Source organism: Pseudomonas sp. BF-RE-25, from assembly GCF_019956105.1.
Taxonomy (GTDB): domain Bacteria; phylum Pseudomonadota; class Gammaproteobacteria; order Pseudomonadales; family Pseudomonadaceae; genus Aquipseudomonas; species Aquipseudomonas migulae.
In genome coordinates, this window is sequence record NZ_JAHBDB010000004.1 from 13545 (window position 1) to 30421 (window position 16877).

Here is a 16877-nt window from a genome sequence, read left to right on the forward strand (position 1 = left end):
GGCGGGCGACAGGTCGATTAAGCGCTTTTTTACCGGCTTCCTGTCAAGTCTCTCGCGCAAGCAATATGTACCGCACCCCGCCTTTTCCCGCCCCCTATTGTTGCCCCTCGACCCAACGAACTGCGCTGAACACCGCCGCAGTCCATCGAGGAAACATCATGACGACACCTGCACTTCCGTATTTTTTTGACGAAGCCTTGTCTGCGTCCACTGCCGGGCTACTTGGCGAACGGGAAACCGCGCTGGGCTTTACCCTGGACGATCTGAACTGGTTGAACACGGTTTACAAGCCGACCCAGTCAGCCCGCATAACCCATGAAAAACCGATGCAGGCCTTCCAGCTGCTGCTGTCTTTGCCCGGCAAGGCCGGCATTCCTTTGGCCGGCGCCTTTGCCATGAGCCGGCCCAATAATGGCGCGGTCACGCTCTTCACACCGTGCAAAGGCTTGATCAAATTCGCGGGCATGGCCGACCTCAAAAACAAACTCAAAGAATGGCTGGCGCAGGCCACTGAAAAAAGTGAACTGTTGCGCTTCCACTCCATCGAACAACGCCTGCCCTTGGCCGCCGCCGCTGCACTCGATATTTCCACTCAGGAAATCGAAGGCGCGGTATTCGAAGATCAGGAACTCACGCTCAAGCAGCAGCAGGAACAAAACATCAAGGCGATGGCGGACGAGTTGGTCAAGATGCCCACCTTGCAATCAATGCTGGACGACCTCCTCAAGCACGCGTTGTCCAAGCCATTCCCCAAACTGGACCAGCGTCTGACGCGGCTGAAAAATTTTGTCAGTACGGGTTCTGCGTTTGATCAACGTGGAACGCCCCATGGGATTGCAACGATGTCTCTGAGCGAGGCCCTCCTGCATTTTTACCTGACGAATCAGTGGCCGACGGGCGCCTCCAGGGTGTTTACCCATCCCGAGCACGCCACCAGCAGCAATGCCGATAACCAGACCTGGGAAAGCGCCGTAAAAAAAATCGCGCAAGGTTTTACGCCTCACCTGCATAGCCTGCTTGAGACGTTCTGGGACTCACTCATGAGCAATGGCTTGTCGCGCCGGGCTTTTTTCACCGAGGGCCTGCAAGACACTTTTCACGCGAGGCTGTTAAACCAGCACCAGCAGGGCACTTTGACGACAGAGCAATACCTGCGACTGATGAATGTCAGCCTCGCACCGGCCGCGAACGATCCCCTGCGCATCGAGAAAGTGCGAGTCACCGCCCCCTTAAAACATGTCGCGGAACTGGCCTCGACCTTGATGATCGGCGGAGCAGACACGCTGAGTTTCTTGTACAACCCTTTCCGAGGCATCGTGGCCACAAGCAACTTGCCAGAGGTGAAGAAAATCGTCCTGCCTATGCTCGACAGCGAAGGGCATGAACACGCGCTGCTCAATTTCATGTCATTGGACGAACGCAATACGTTTCTTGGACTGGAAGCAAACGATCGGGTGATCGTCGGTGAACCTGTCGTCGGTTCGGTGTTTGCCCGCTTGATGACTGACATCATTGATAAACAACGGCAAAACCTCAGCCATGCCTTGAGCCGTTACCGTGAAAGCGAAGGCACGCTGGAGCTTCACGCCTTGCTCGACAGCGCCCTGGACGTCCGGGGATTGATCGATCACCGTTTGCTGCGGGCTGAAGCCGCAGGACGTTGGAGCACGCGGCCAGACCGGGACGTGTACATGCAACCGGCCACCGTGCGCGCCGAGTCGGCCAAACGGGAGCTGTCGCTGCTGAGCTCGGTCGAACAGGCGCTCGATCAAGTCCTGGAAAAACACCCGGCCATTCCCCCGGCAACCCGCACGTTCACCGATGCGCAAAGCCTGGTCAACCTATCACTGGCAAGTTTGCAATCGAGTTTTACCCATACGCTGTCAACGGCACTGCACAGTGAATTGAAGCTTCGCGCCGTCTCACGCTCCCTGAGTGCGGCAGAACAGGCGATCATCAAAACCGTTCTCGATACGCCGACACGCGCGGACCGAGCGGCATTGAACGGTTTTTTGCCGGAGGTCTTTTCCCTGGCGTTGAAGGCCGGCACCGCGGCAACCCCACTGAAACTGGCCAGCTGTTTTGTCCTGACAGAACGCGGCGGCCTGGATCCGCTGCACTCGGGCAAGGCCATTCTGTGGACGCCGGCACTGGGCTTTGAAGCCTTCAAGGCACTGACGCCGCTAAAGGAAGAGCTCGAACGACGCCTTAAAGACGAGAATCATCGTTCCATGCTTCTGGAAAACCTCGGCCGTAGCGAGCGAGCGCCAGGCAGGGTCTACACTCTGGCGCCCCTGCAACAGGTCCATGGGCATTTTCTCGACAATTTGCAAAGGCCCTTTGTTGATATGGACCAGACCTCCGTCACCCGCGCGCTGACTACCCCGCTCTCCCCCATGCCGCTGGCCAGTCTGCTGAATCTGGTGGCCCTGCGTGAGCCGATGACCGGGCTGAATCGTGCGACCGACATCGCCCAGTCCCTGATCACCCAGCAAAAACTGCCGGCCTGGCTGGCCAAGGCGCCGATCAAAGAGCTGATCTTGCATGGCGAACTGCTTCAGCAGTACCTGAACAACGTCAAAGATGACGAGGATTACCTCACCGGCATCCGCTCATTGCAACGCACCGCCCACCATGAACTGGAAAAACAACTCAAGGCCGACGATTTCAACATTGATCCGGACAAGGTCCAGGTCGAGATCAGCGCCAGCCCCTGGTCTGCGTCCAGCAAACAGACCCTGACCGATTTTGCGCTGGCGCACCTCAAGGACCTGGACACTGTCTTGCTCAAACTGACGTCGCTGGACACCACGGTCATTCCAGAGGGCATGGACGAACGCTACATCAAAGACCTGATACGTAACCTGAAACCGGGTGAGCATCAGCAGAAAATACTCAGCGCGGCCCTCGCAGACACCGAGGCAAACGCGGATCGCAGGCAGCGTTTTTACACGCAACTGTCCTGGCAACTGATGCACCACGCTCACGTTGAAAAACTGCAGGAACGCTTGAGCGAAACCGGGTTCGATCTGATCCGCCAGGTCATGGACATGCCAGACGCCATCGCCCGTGCAGCCGTCGATGGCGCCCACGCGATCATCCGGCCCCTGGAGTTCCTCGGTGTCAGGAGCGGACAAACCGTCAAAGTGCCGGGTGTCTATCTGATCGGTTCATCGGCCGACCGCACGGCGCCGCAGGTGCTTGTCGCCCCTCACAGTCCACGGCACGGGATCAAGGAATACCAAAGCGAAACCCAGCTGCTGGCAGAACTGAAGACCCGCGGCGCACTGCTCGATTGGGTGCTCATGAACCTGCCGCAACCCGAACGGATCTTGCTCGAAACCCGAATGGCAACGCGCAGCAAACGGGCTACAAGAGCCGCACCTGTGGCAACGGACAATACCGATGCCGACGTCAAGCTGGCGTCCAACCCGATCAAGGGGCACCTGTTCGGGCACTTGTTCAATGACAATGCCGCGTTGTTGGGCCGGTTGCTCGGTTGCCAGTCCGATAACCAAAAGCAGAGTGCATGGGCAACCATCAAGCACGTTCTGGGCGAGGACCTGCACGAGGCGTATTCATTTTTCATGGGCAAGCTCGCCTACCCTGTCACGGTGTACCACAGCTACCTTGACATCAAACAATCCGCCGAAGATCTGCAAACGCACAAATGGGGCGCGGCCCTCAGGGAATTCATCAGCGGCATTGCTCAACTCGCTTCGTTGCGACAATCGCTGGACACTCACGCACCGCCGACTTCCACGCCAGCCGCACCGACACCGGAAAAACCCGATGCACGCTGCAAATGGCAGGACATCAAGGTGACCGCCCCCGAGCGCACAGGCTTGAAGCGTCATGAAAGCCTCCACGTCGACCTGGGTTCGCTCAAGCCCGACTCAACACCCGGGCTCTACGCACATCTGACGACCAAGCAACTTTACGGGCCGGTAGAAGGCAAAGTGTTTCCGGTGACCAAACGCGGCACCCGCTGGCGCATCGCCGACACACAGACGCTCGGCCCTTATCTGCGGCAAAACGAATCGAAACAATGGGTGCTCGACCGGGATACACCGACGCCGCAATTCGGCCTTATCCGTCGGCTCGATGCTTTGTACGCGGCTTGGGACGGCATGAACATCGACGCCCAGGGAATGCCGAAGATACGACGGGTTTTCCCGCAAAAGGCTCGTCAGATCGACGAAGCGCTGGACCAGGCAACGACCTATGCCTGGAACAGCTTTCGTAACCTGCAATTGCTGAAGACATCCGACGACAAAGCCACCCCCGTGCATCAACTCATCAAGCGTTTCATTGATGTGTCAGAGGTGTTGCCCGCGCATGTCGAGAAACTGGAAAAGGCCGTGGGAGACATGTTTACCGCCTTGCTGGACCCAACACTCAGAAAGACCAAGTCCAATCGGTTTGTTGTCGGCAAGGTAGTCGAAGGCGCAGACAGTACATTCGGTTTTATCGTTCCCATCGATGCACAGAAAAAAATCTATCTGGCAGAAAAATTCTTCTATCCCGGTTTCGACAACTACCGTAAACATCTTTCCGACACGGCCTTCCCGATCGACACGCATGCCCGGGCGGTGACCCTTCTGCATGAGCTTTCGCATATTGCGTGTAAAACCGAGGACATTGCTTATCTGGACCCTGTCAGACCCTTCGCCGAGCTGATCGGCACAGCTAGCGTGACCGCCACTGATCTCAAGAATGCACTGACCACCCTTCAGGACACTGCACTGTCGCTCAAGACTCCTTACACACAACTGTTCATGGCCCAGGATCCCGACACCGGCGAGTGGGAGGACCCGGGAAGTTCTACTTTGGAAAATACCGATCGGGTAAAAACGCATATCCTTTCGTTGACCGGTGCAGACAACCTGAGCGGTGCTCGCGAGACCTTCAAAAGGAACTCACTGACCCGGCTGGCGGTACAACTTGGAAATGCCGACAGCGTGGCTTGGTTAATCAGTCATCTCGGCCGCGAGTTACACGTCAATACACCTTGAGTCCAGAAAATAAACAGCCGTTTGATGGGTAAATGCCATGACGGCTGTTCTCGCAGACTGCCCTCAAGGTTAGAATGCAGGAAATCAGGATGAGTCAATGACCGACACCCCTCTCTCGCAAGCCCAATATGACGCCATCACCGATGCCGCTGCGCACTGGTGCATGCGTTTGCACGCCACCGACTGCACGGCCGAGGAACGGCAAGCATTCGAACAGTGGCTTGACGCTGATCCACTGCATGCGTTCGAGTACGAGGCCATGCTGGAGATTTGGGATGTCGCGGGAGATTTGCCTCATCCCGAAGCCGTCGTGCCCGTCGCTCGCCGCCAACCCACAACGCCCTGGCGCACGTTCGGCATCGCTGCCGCCGTGTGTGCCCTGGCGCTGCCACTGGCGGCTTTTAGCGGGTGGAACCTGGGCTGGATTCCCAACTCGTACCAGCATTTCGAAGCCAGCAATACGGTCCGTCAGGTCACACTGAGCGATGGCACCCAGGTCGAACTGAACCTTGGCACCGAGCTGACCTACAGCAATTACAAGGATCAGCGTCGCGTCAGTCTGGAAAAAGGCGAAGCCTTCTTCAAAGTCAGCCACGACGCGAACCACCCTTTTATCGTTCGGGCGGCGGAAGGCAGAATTCGGGTCACCGGCACCCAGTTCAATGTCTGGATGTACGAGGATCAGGTGCGCGTCAACCTGATTGAAGGCTCGGTATTGGTCAGCAGCAACAATGACCTGCCGGGTGATGGCCTGCGGCTTGAGCCATCGATGCAGGCGCGCTACAAACACGGCGACTTCACGCCGCAAATCAGCCAGACCTACGCCAACGACAGCTCGCTGGCCTGGCGTCACGGCAAACTGGTGCTCGATAACCTGGCGCTGTCCGAAGCCCTGCCATTGATCAATCGTTACCTGAACACCCCGGTGATGGTCGCCGACAGCAACACCGGCTCAATCCGCCTCGGTGGCATCTACAACATCAAGGAACTCAACAGCCTTGTGGCGACGCTGCCCAAGGTGTTGCCGGTCTACCTGACCCGCAACAAGGAAGGCAATCCGGTCCTCAATTCCATGCCGCAGCAACCGCCTAAAAGCTGAAGGCCGCAACCCTTGCGGGGTGCGGCCTTCTTTCTGAACGCAAACACTGTTCGATTTACTGTTTGGCCACCTTTGCGGCTTTTTCATCCTGCTCGCGAATTGTCTGTGCCTGGTATTGCGGGTCCGAAGTGATCTGCTGTTCGGTGAACGGCAACACACTCAACTGTTTCTTCGAGAAGGCCAGCGTCTGGTCGTTGGCGTGCTTGGAGGCCGGGTCGCTGGACAACGAGAACGCCAACAGCCCTTTGGCCTGCGGTCCCTTGTCGTCGAACGTCACCACTTGCAAATAGCTGGTGCCACTGACCACTTCGCGTTTGCCGTCGGTTCTCGGCACGCTCTGAATCGCGTTATACACGCCCAGGGTGCCCGGTCCGCCGTGAATCGGCGTCTGCTGGCCGCCACTGCTGACCACCTGGATATCGCCCCAGCGGCTGTCCGTCTTGAGCCCCGATGTGTTGACCGATTCCACCGACGCCAGCATCGCCTCGCGCACAGCCTTGGCAACTTCCGGGCGCTCGACCGCCAGGCCGCGCGGTGTGTGTTGCGGGTCTTTCGGGTCAAACACCACACGCCAGACATCAGGCGATTCCTGCAGCGCTTCCATGACATTCTGGAAATGTACAAACCCCACGCCGCTGTCCAGATTCGCGCTGCGGTCCCAGGCTTTCAGGCTGGCACACAACGGTGTGAGCGTCGGCGCGTCGGCGCCCAGGTCTTCAGCGCAGAACTTCAACAAATCCGGCATCACTTGAGTCGCCTGGTACACCTGATCGTCCATCACCATCTGTTGCAGATCAGCGGCAGCAATCGGGCCAGCCTTGTTCAGTGTGGCCAGGCGATCCAGCGCAAAACGTGAGCGCAGGCCCAACGGCTGGCTGTCCTGGCTGATCAGTGGCGAGAAACCGGTGAGCGGTTGTGCCGGGTTGGCCATCCACGCAGAATCGTTGGAGTGCTGCACAAAGTCCTTGCGCAACAGCTGCGGTAATGTGTCCGACGCATAAATGCCTTTTTGCGCCGCCGCCGGGTCGATGTCCCAGGCACAAGCGCTGTTGGAACCGTCGAGCACGATCATCTGCAACCCGGCCCGTGGATCGCTGCACGCGGCCAGTTTGTCGGCGCTGACGTTCGGCACCACCGACAGGTTCATGTACAGCGTCTGCCCCTGATCGTCCGCCGCCAGGGTGTTGACCCACGGGATGCCCTGGATCTTGTGAACCGATGCCTGCAATTCCTTGAGGCTGACCGCACAATTCATCGCGTACCACTGCTGCAACACCCGGTCGTTATCGAGGTTGGCATCGCGCAGGCTGTAGGCGAACTGATTATCCCAGTCCAGTTTTCCCGGCCATTGCACGATCGGGCCGAATTGCGAGCTGTAGACCACACGAGAGACCGCACGGGTCTGCCCGTCAGGCTGTTTCACCTTAAAGGTCACGGTCTGCTGCTTCATCGGCAGCGACTTGCCGTCGAGCAAATAGCGGGTCGAGTCCTTCGGATCGAGTTGCAGGCGATACAGGGTGAAATGCTTGGACGAGTCCACGGTGTGGGTCCAGGCCAGGTGTTGATTGAAGCCGATGTTGATCATCGGCAGACCGGGCAGCGCGGCGCCCATCACATCGAGTTTACCGGGGATGGTCAGGTGCATCTGATAGAAGCGCATCCCGCCGACCCACGGAAAATGCGGGTTGGCCAACAACATGCCACGGCCATTGAAGGAACGCTCACTGCCCACCGCGACTGCGTTGCTGCCGCGATCCAGCGCGAAGCGTTGAATGCGCGCGGTGGCTAGCTGGAACTGCGCCGAGGCCTGCGTATTCTGCGCGACCGCTTTGGGCGGCGTGGCACCGGCCAGCGCTTCGGCAAACTGCCCGACGCCACCTTCGACCAACAGCCGCCGGGTCAACTTGACCAGGTCCTGCGCGGTGATGTCCCGCACCCATTCGCCCTGGCATTGCTGCGGCAAACCTTGTGCGCGACGTTCCGCCAGCGAGCGGTTGTAACCCGCCACATACCCTTCAATGAGGTCGCGGACTTCCGGCGTTTGCGCCTGCCAGAACGCAGCGACCGCTTGCGGCGTATTCAACCAGTTGAAAAACACGTCGCTGACCTGGTTTTCACGCTCTTCGACCGTGAACTGCTCCGGGCCGAAATAACGTGAACGCTCGCCGTTCACCGTGGTGATCTCATTGGCCAGCAGGCACAGATTGTCCTGCGCGTACGCGTAGCCGATGCCGTAGCCGAGGCCACGTTCGTTGTCGGCACGAATATGCGGCACGCCGAAGCTGGTCCGGCGGATATCGGCCGTCGCCGAAGCATCCGGCTGGCTGCGCGCGTGTGCCGCAAGACTCAAGCCCACCAACACGGCGGCAAGGCTCAATCGGGTTAACTGCCTGGTAATAATCACACTCGCTCCTACAGGAACGAAATCCATGACAAAAATTTAGGCCGCCGGAGGGCGTTTCTGCGGGGGTTTACAAGCTTCTGACGTGATGGCAACAAAATTTCTACATCTGATCCTTCATGATTTGGGTGGCTCGTACGTCTTATTGAGTAAGAGCACCCAACACATCTTTCCGGTTCAGGCTCTGAAAAGGAGATATTGCATGTACAACTCGCAACTGCCAACGGACGGTAGCACTGCGCCAATGGGCACTTCCATGGGCTCGGGCCTGTTCAATCCGCGTACTGAACGACACAGCAACGAACGGATCCGGGTACTGCTCAAGAGCTTCGGCCTGCGCACCAGCCTGATCCGCCTGAAAGTCATCGACGCCTTGCTGACCGCCGCCGAAAGCGATCGCAGCCTGGGTGTGCGCGGCGTCCACAGTCACCTGCTGGACCTGGATATTCCGCTGTCCTTTCTCAGTGTGCGCGAAGTATTGAAACGCTTGTGCAGCGAAGGCGTGATCACCCTGAACCCGGACAAAAGCTACAGCTTGCACCCGCAGGCGTTCGCCGCATTGCACGGCGAATAACCTGCCCGTGGTGCGTCGCTCAGGGCTTGACCTTGCGACGCATCACGCCATTGATCACCACCACGATCACCGCCACGCCAATAGCGATGTACTGGAACAGTTTTTCGCTGATGACCCCGGCATTCTGCAAATACGAAAGGCCAAACATGATTCCCAGCACCACCAGGGAAATCAGAATCGAGTATTTCAAACGTTGCGACTGGGTCATTGCCCTTTTCCTTAAACAAAAAGCTAAAACGTAAGGCGAACCTGAAAATGTATCGGGTTTGTATCCGAATGCATGCCAAGCCACTACCGTTTTCCGGGGATGGGGCGCTGCAAACGGGGTCTCATGTTACAGCCGATGAAGCCTTTTGGCTGCATAGCGGCGATAACCATGAGGATTTTGAAATGTTCCGTCGAATCACACTGCTGATTCCCCTGCTGGCCATACTTTCCCTGAGCGGCTGCATTATTTTCCCCCACGGCGGATGGCACGGCGGCCACCATTACGACGGCCGTGGCGGACCGGGTTACTACCAACACCGTTAGGATTTTTCAGCGGCCTGAATGTTCTTTGACAAAGCCATTTCCCGGCTGCGCGCAAAGCTCAACCATCCAGTCGACAAACACCCGTACCCGCCGCGACAGCTGACGGTGAGGAGGATAGAGCGCCGCCAACGGCATCCCCGGTGGCGGCACCTCTCTCAGCACCTCGACCAGATTGCCCTCCTTCAATTGCCTGGCCACGTGATAGTACGGGGTCTGGACCAAACCATACCCCGCCTCACACGCTGCCAGATAACCGTCGGCGCTGTTGACCGCCACATGCTTGGCCAGATTGATCGGTTGTATCTGGCCATCGACCACAAACTCCAGCCCGAAACGTTTGCCGCTGTGACTGGAAACGTACTCCACCATTTCATGCCCCTCCAGATCGGCCAGGCACTGCGGCGTCCCGTGGCGTTGCAGATAACCGGGGCTGGCGCAGGTGACCTGATCCAGCATGACCAGCGGTCGCGCCACCAGAGAGTCGTCCAGTGACGAGCCGCCCCGGAGCACGCAATCGACGCCCTCGCGAATCAGGTCCACAGGCCGGTCATTCAAACCGATTTCCAGCTCGATCAAGGGATAGCGCGCCGTGAACTGCGGTAAGGCCGGAATCACGATCAGGCGCCCTACCCCCGCCGGCATGTCCACGCGCAACAAACCCTTGGGGTTTTGACGCGCGGCGGAGAACACCGCTTCGGTTTCTTCCAGATCCGCCAGCAAACGCACGCAACGCGGGTAATACGCAGCCCCATCCAGCGTCAGGCTGATCTGCCGCGTGGTGCGTTGCAGCAACTGCACGCCCAGATGCGCCTCCAGCTGTTTGATCAGAATGGTCACCGAGGCGCGGGGCAATTGCAGGCTGTCTGCCGCTTTGGCAAAGCCTCCCAGCTCGACGATCCGGGTGAATACGCGCATGGCGTTGAATCGATCCATTGTGCTGTCTTACCGACTGATTATTTAGAATTTACTAATAGTGATAGCAGTTTTAGCTGGTTTATCTGGATTCTGTCGAGGTTAACAATGGGATCCACATTCACAGGGAGCTGATTTCATGCAAACACGTCAATTGGGTAAAAACGGTCCGCGGGTCAGCGCGATCGGTCTGGGCTGCATGGGCATGACCGATTTCTACACCACCGGCACGGACACCCGGGAAGCCACGGCGACCCTGCATCGCGCGCTGGAGCTGGGCATCAACCTGCTCGACACCGCCGACATGTACGGCCCGCACACCAACGAAGAACTGATCGGCAAAGCCATCGCCGGCAAACGTGATCAAGTGTTTCTGGCGAGCAAGTTCGGCATCGTCCGTGATCCGGCAAACCCGTCCGCCCGAGGGGTCGACGGACGCCCGGAATACATCCGCGCTTCTATCGATGGCACCCTCAAGCGGCTCGGGGTCGAAACCCTCGACTTGTACTACCAGCACCGCATCGACCCGCAAGTGGCCATCGAGGAAACCGTCGGCGCCATGGCCGAACTGGTCAAGGCCGGCAAGGTGCGTTACCTGGGCTTGAGCGAAGCCTCGGCCGCAACGCTGGAGCGGGCGCACCAGGTTCATCCGATCAGCGCGCTGCAAAGCGAATATTCGTTATGGAGCCGGGATCAGGAAGACAACGGCTGCCTGGCCGCGTGCCAGCGACTGGGCATTGCCTTTGTCCCTTACAGCCCGCTGGGTCGGGGCTTTCTGACGGGCGCACTGAAAAGCCCGGACGATTTTGCGGCGGACGACTACCGTCGGTTCAGCCCGCGTTTTCAGGGTGACAACTTCGCGAAAAACCTGTTGCTGGTGCGGCAAGTACAGGACCTGGCGGCGGAAAAAGGCGTGACGGCGGGGCAACTCGCGTTGGCGTGGGTGCTGGCCCAGGGTGATTACGTGATCCCGATCCCCGGGACCAAACAGCGTAAATACCTGGAAGAAAACGTGGCAGCGCTGGAAATCAAACTTGGCCGCGAAGAGTTGCACGCGCTGGAAGCGATCTTCCCGGCAAATGCCACCGCCGGCTTGCGTTACCCCGAAGAAATCCTGAAGTTGCTCGACCGTTAACCTGCGTCCGGCCCGTTCAATTGCCTGAACGGGCCGGCGCAATCCCGCCGTCCGTCACCTCCCTCCGTTCTAGTACGATCGTACCTAAAGCTCGACTTGAGCCAGCCGATAGCCCTTTGAAGCGTCCAGTTTCATACCGATACCCACAATAAGATCGCTGCTCAAAAGGACCCGGCCCCATGCCCGCATTCCGCACTATTCAGGCTCGCTACACGCTGTTTCTGGTCCTGTTCATTCTGCTGCTGTCCATTCTCACCGTGGTTGGCATCAGCCAACTGGTCGCGCCGAAGCTGCGCCACACCGAAGAACAAGTCGCGCTCAATCGCATCGCCGAAGTCGCCGAACAAATCCAGGGCGAACTGAACAAGGTTCAGGCGCAACAGCGCAGCATCACCCAGACCATCCCCCTGCTCGACAGCGCCGCCATCGACACAGTCCTGCCGGGCCTGGTCGATCAGTACGGCGAACTGAAAGTCTTCGGTGGCGGCATCTGGCCCCTGCCCGGCCAGCGTGAAGCGGGACGCAACAAGTTCAGCACGTTCTGGCATCGCGATGCCTCGGGCAAACTGGCGGTCAATACCTTCTGGAACAGCGACGCCGCGCCTAACTATTATGACCAGAGCTGGTACAAGGGCGGCATGCAAACCCCGCGCGGGCAATGCGCCTGGGCAGCGGCCTATAAAGATGACGCCAGCGCCGAGCCGCGCACCAACTGCGCCATGGCGATCCAGAAAAACGGCGCAGCCTACGGCGTGTCGACCATCGACGTGACCCTGGGCTTCTTCAACGACCTGGTGGCGCGCAAGGAAAAAGACCTCGGTGCCGAAATGCTCATCGTCGAGGCCGACGGCAAGATCATCAGCAACAGCTCGCGCATCAGCGGACCGATCGTACTGAAGAACATCAGCGAACTGGCCGGCAACTCACCCTTCGCCAGCCAAGTGAAGGCCGGCCTGCAAAACCGTGATCAGGCGCAGCGCGTCGAGTTCGACAACAAAGGCGAAGCCAGCACCTTCTTCATGCGCCCTATCGAAGGCACGCCGTGGTTCCTTGCCACTGCCCTGCCGACCAAACTGATCACCGCCCAGCGCGACGACGTGCTCAGCACGCTGAGCCTGCTGCAAATTCCGATGGTGATCCTGCTGGTGCTGCTGCAAATCTATGCGATCCGCCAACTGATCCAGCGCATGAAAGCCTTGAAGGCGAATATCGACGCGCTGTCCGCCGGTGACGCCGACCTGACCAAACGCATCACCATTCGTGCCGAAGACGAGCTGGGCGCCATTGGCCACTCGGTCAACGCGTTCATCGCTTACCTGCAAAACATGATCGGCGAAGTCACCCAGGCCACGGGCGCCATGGCGTCCAGCCTCGACAACCTGCAACGCACCTCTGCGCATACCAGCCAGATTCTGGTGCGCCACGCTTCGGAAACCGATCAGACCGTCACCGCCATTACCGAAATGAGTTCGACCGCCGAAAGCGTGGCGCAGAACGCCGCTGAAACCGCTGCTTTCACTCAACGCGCCAACGAAAACGCCGACCGTTCACGGGTCGTGGTGGGTGAAGCGTCCAGCAGTGTGATTGCATTGATCGACGAAGTGGCCAGCGCCACCCATAAAGTCGAAAGCATGCAGCAGGACGCCCAGCGCATCACCGAAATCCTCGGGGTGATCGGCGCCATCGCCGGCCAGACCAACCTGCTGGCCCTTAACGCGGCGATTGAAGCGGCGCGTGCCGGTGAGCAAGGTCGCGGTTTTGCGGTGGTGGCCGACGAAGTCCGCGCCCTCGCCGCCCGCACCCAGGCCAGCACCTCGGAAATCAACGAGATGCTCACCCGCCTGACCCAAGGCGTCAGTTCGTCGGTCAGCGCCATGGAGAACACCCAGGCCAGCTGCCAGTCAGCGGCCGATGCCACGGCACGGGTCAACACCGGGCTGGACGAAATGGCCGGTTCCGTCAGCCACATCAACAGCCTGAGCACTCAGATCGCCACTGCCGCCGAACAACAAAGTGCGGTGACGGAGGAGATCAACCGCAGCATGGTGCAGATCCGCCTCATGGTGGATGAACTGGTGAAAAGCGGTCAGGCCAGTGAGCTCAATACCCGGCAGTTGCTGGAAGCCAATAGCCGCGTGAGTGCGATTATGGGGCGGTTCAAAGTCCGCTGATTGGCTGTAAGGCTTTTGTGTGCATATCCATTGTTTTGGTGATGGCGGATATGGGTTTCGCCCTTACGGCGAGTCACTTGGAAAAGCCCCAAGTAACCAAGGGCTCTTGCCCCTGTCGTTCGGTGCCTCGCTGTGGCTCGGCATACCCTCGCTCCGGTCCTGCTCCGTGGGCCCGCCGCCATCGGCCATCCATGGCCGGGGGCGGCTAACCCGGCATCCATGCCGGGTTGCCCACTGCGCAGAACCTCCACTCGGCCTCTCGAGGGGGCGCTCAGATCAAAAGCGGAAGGCGAGCTAACGCTCGGCCTGATGAGTGGTGAAAATCAAAAGCGCACGCCGATCCCCTGTAGGAGCCGGCTTGCCGGCGAAAATCGTCTGGACAACGCGTTCATTCAGACACCCCGCGTTATCGTTGGCGTCCATCGCCAGCAAGCTGGCTCCTACAAAGGAAGTGCAGATGCGTTTGGATAAATACGATCAACTGTAGGAGCCGGCTTGCTGGCGATAGCGTCTGTCCAGCCAATACATACGTTGACAGACCCACCGCTATCGCCAGCAAGCCGGCTCCTACAGGGGGCGGCGTGCGCTTTTGATCTTCACCACTCATCAGGCCGAGCGTTAGCTCGCCTTCCGCTTTTGATCTTGAGGTGCACGCCCCCTCGAGAGGCCGAGCGCAGGTTCTGCGCAGTGGGCAACCCGGCATGGATGCCGGGTTAGCCGCGCACGGCCAGGGATGGCCGATCGCGGCGGGCCCACGGAGCAGGACCGGAGCGAGGGTATGCCGAGCCTAGGCGAGGCACCGAACGACAGGGGCAAGAGCCCTTGGTTACTTGGGGCTCTTCCAAGTGACTCGCCGTAAGGGCGAAACCAATAGCCGCCATTACCGCAGCAATGGATATGTACACCAACCAAAACCCGTGCAACCCAGAATCCCCCACAACCCCAGCATTAATTCGAAACAATCTCGCCGCTCTTTACCGGCTAAAGTAGTCAAAATGCCTCTTTTTTTGACCGCCATCCGAGTCGAGATCCCTCCATGCGAACCCATCTGCGTCTGGTCGCCCTGAGCGCCCTGTTCATTTCTTCCCTGGCCCAGGCCGCCGACCTCATCCCCATCGAGGTCCACCGCGACGCCAACTGCGGCTGCTGCAAAAAGTGGATCAGCCACCTGGAGGCCAATGGCTTCAAGGTCGAGGATCACGTCGAAGCTAACATGAGCGAATTCAAGCAACAGCACGGCGTGCCGCCACGTCTCGCTTCCTGCCACACCGGTTTGATCAATGGCAAATTCGTCGAAGGCCATGTCCCGGCCGATCAGGTGCTGGCCTTGAGCAAGCGTGACGATCTATTGGGCGTGGCCGCACCCGGCATGCCGATGGGTTCGCCCGGCATGGAAATGGACGGCATGAGCGACGCCTATCAGGTGATCGGCCTGAAAAAGGACGGCGCTGACGTGGTGGTGGCGGACTACCCCGCCGCCCATTGATGTCTGCGGCGTACATCGGGCTGTTTTTTGCCGCATTCGGTGCGGCGACCCTGCTGCCGTTGCAGTCCGAAGCGGTCCTGGTGGGGCTGTTGCTCAGCGAGCAGTACTGGCTCTGGTCGCTGCTGGCAATTGCGACGCTGGGCAATGTGCTCGGCTCGCTGCTGAACTGGTGGCTGGGTCGCGGTATCGAGCGGTTTCGCGACCGGCGCTGGTTTCCGGTCAGCCCACGCCATCTGGACAAGGCCCGCATTCATTATCAGCGCTACGGTCATTGGTCGTTGCTGTTGAGTTGGGTGCCTGTCATCGGTGACCCACTGACGCTGGTCGCCGGCGTCATGCGCGAACCGCTGGGGCGCTTCCTGCTGATCGTGACGCTCGCCAAAGGCGCCCGTTACGGCGTGCTGGCCCTGGCGACTTTGGGCTGGATCGGTTGAACCATCACCCGCCGCGATTGCCTGTGCTTAATGCCGCCCTAATCATGCCGATCCAGCATCGCCGATTTCCTCTGGAGTCCACCCATGCCCCTCGCACGCTTCCGCTGGCTACCGAGCCTGCTGCTGACCGCCGCACTGCCGGCCATCGCGGCCGAAGGTCCGGAATATGGCCCCGAACTGCAAGGCTTCGAATACCCCTATACGCTCAAGCATTTCGCCTTTGAGTCCCAGGGCCAGTCCCTGCAAATGGGCTACATGGACGTCGCCGCGCACGGCAAGGCCAACGGGCGCAGCATCGTGCTGATGCACGGCAAGAATTTCTGCGGCGCAACCTGGGACACGTCGATCAAGGCCTTGAGCGACGCCGGTTACCGGGTCATCGCGCCGGACCAGATCGGTTTCTGCACCTCCAGCAAACCGGACAATTATCAGTACAGCTTCCAGCAACTGGCGGCAAACACCCAACAACTGCTCAAAGCCCTCGGCATCCAGAAAGCCAGCCTGCTCGGGCATTCCACGGGCGGCATGCTCGCCACCCGCTATGCGCTGCAATATCCCGAGCAGGTCGAACAACTGGCGATGGTCAACCCAATCGGTCTTGAAGACTGGAAAGCCCTCGGCGTGCCGTATCGCACGGTGGATCAATGGTACGAGCGTGAGCTCAAGGTGACGGCGCAAGGCATTCACGACTATCAGCGCAACACTTATTACGACGGCCGCTGGAAACCCGAATTCGACCGCTGGGTAGACATGTACGCAGGCATGGCCAAAGGCCCGGGCAAAACCCGGGTGGCGTGGAACTCGGCACTGATTTACGACATGATCTTCACCCAGCCGGTGTACTACGAATTCAAGGACCTGAAGGTGCCGACGCTGTTGCTGATCGGCACTGCCGACTCCACGGCCATCAACAAGGACATCGCCTCACCCGAGGTCAAAGCGAAAATCGGTCACTACGACGTACTCGGCAAACAGGTGGCGAAACTGATTCCTCACTCGACGCTGGTCGAATTCCCCGGCATGGGCCACGCGCCGCAAATGGAAGAACCGGCAAAATTCCACCAGGCCCTGCTCGCCTGGCTGAACAATTCCAACCCCGTTCATTGATGAGGTAAGGCG

At 59.3% G+C, this 16877-nt stretch carries 12 protein-coding genes; 9 read left to right on the top strand and 3 right to left on the bottom strand.

The annotated features are described in order from the left end of the window. The first annotated feature begins 158 nt into the window (after positions 1-158). Positions 159-5015 (top strand): dermonecrotic toxin domain-containing protein, encoded by a 4857-nt coding sequence (locus KGB24_RS01960; protein WP_223416232.1) that lies wholly within the window; start codon positions 159-161, stop codon positions 5013-5015. Between the two features lie 97 nt (positions 5016-5112). Then, positions 5113-6114: a FecR family protein gene (locus tag KGB24_RS01965; protein WP_223416233.1), complete on the top strand. Its 1002-nt coding sequence runs from the start codon at positions 5113-5115 to the stop codon at positions 6112-6114. A 55-nt stretch (positions 6115-6169) separates the two neighbouring features. Here the strand turns inward: KGB24_RS01965 and KGB24_RS01970 are convergent, their stop codons facing one another. Next, the gene (locus KGB24_RS01970) at positions 6170-8518 is read right to left on the bottom strand and encodes an acylase (RefSeq protein ID WP_223416234.1); all 2349 of its coding nucleotides are present in this window, start codon (positions 8516-8518) and stop codon (positions 6170-6172) included. Between the two features lie 199 nt (positions 8519-8717). On the opposite strand from KGB24_RS01970, the gene KGB24_RS01975 reads away from it, so the two are divergent. Continuing rightward, on the top strand, positions 8718-9089 hold the full coding sequence (locus KGB24_RS01975; protein ID WP_192227081.1) for a fe2+ zn2+ uptake regulation protein: 372 nt from the start codon (positions 8718-8720) through the stop codon (positions 9087-9089). A gap of 19 nt (positions 9090-9108) precedes the next feature. On the opposite strand, the gene KGB24_RS01980 is transcribed toward KGB24_RS01975, so the two are convergent. After that, positions 9109-9297 carry a hypothetical protein gene (locus KGB24_RS01980; RefSeq protein WP_008024801.1) on the bottom strand — a complete coding sequence of 63 codons (189 nt, stop codon included), beginning with the start codon at positions 9295-9297 and terminating at the stop codon, positions 9109-9111. 182 nt (positions 9298-9479) lie between these two features. Here KGB24_RS01980 and KGB24_RS01985 point away from each other — a divergent pair, with 182 nt between their 5' ends. Continuing rightward, positions 9480-9620, top strand: coding sequence for a hypothetical protein (locus tag KGB24_RS01985; RefSeq protein WP_008024803.1), 141 nt, complete (start codon positions 9480-9482; stop codon positions 9618-9620). 6 nt (positions 9621-9626) lie between these two features. Here KGB24_RS01985 and KGB24_RS01990 read toward each other — a convergent pair whose 3' ends face one another. Further along, entirely contained in the window at positions 9627-10553 is a 927-nt protein-coding gene (locus tag KGB24_RS01990) for a LysR family transcriptional regulator (RefSeq protein ID WP_223416235.1), read from the bottom strand. Between the two features lie 118 nt (positions 10554-10671). On the opposite strand from KGB24_RS01990, the gene KGB24_RS01995 reads away from it, so the two are divergent. From KGB24_RS01995 to KGB24_RS02015, 5 genes are all read left to right on the top strand, one after another. Beyond that, on the top strand, positions 10672-11667 hold the full coding sequence (locus tag KGB24_RS01995) for an aldo/keto reductase (RefSeq protein ID WP_223416236.1): 996 nt from the start codon (positions 10672-10674) through the stop codon (positions 11665-11667). Between the two features lie 179 nt (positions 11668-11846). Then, complete coding sequence (locus KGB24_RS02000; protein ID WP_223416237.1) at positions 11847-13838, top strand: methyl-accepting chemotaxis protein; 1992 nt, start codon at positions 11847-11849, stop codon at positions 13836-13838. A gap of 1036 nt (positions 13839-14874) precedes the next feature. Then, positions 14875-15324 carry a DUF411 domain-containing protein gene (locus KGB24_RS02005; protein ID WP_008031144.1) on the top strand — a complete coding sequence of 150 codons (450 nt, stop codon included), beginning with the start codon at positions 14875-14877 and terminating at the stop codon, positions 15322-15324. Further along, positions 15324-15758, top strand: a complete 435-nt coding sequence (locus KGB24_RS02010; protein WP_223416057.1) for a YqaA family protein — start codon at positions 15324-15326, stop codon at positions 15756-15758. Before KGB24_RS02005 ends, KGB24_RS02010 begins: the two co-directional genes overlap by 1 nt. Positions 15759-15842: 84 nt before the next feature. Beyond that, a complete protein-coding gene (locus KGB24_RS02015) occupies positions 15843-16865 on the top strand; it encodes an alpha/beta fold hydrolase (RefSeq protein WP_223416058.1) in 1023 nt (340 codons plus the stop codon). The last annotated feature ends 12 nt before the right edge of the window (positions 16866-16877 follow it).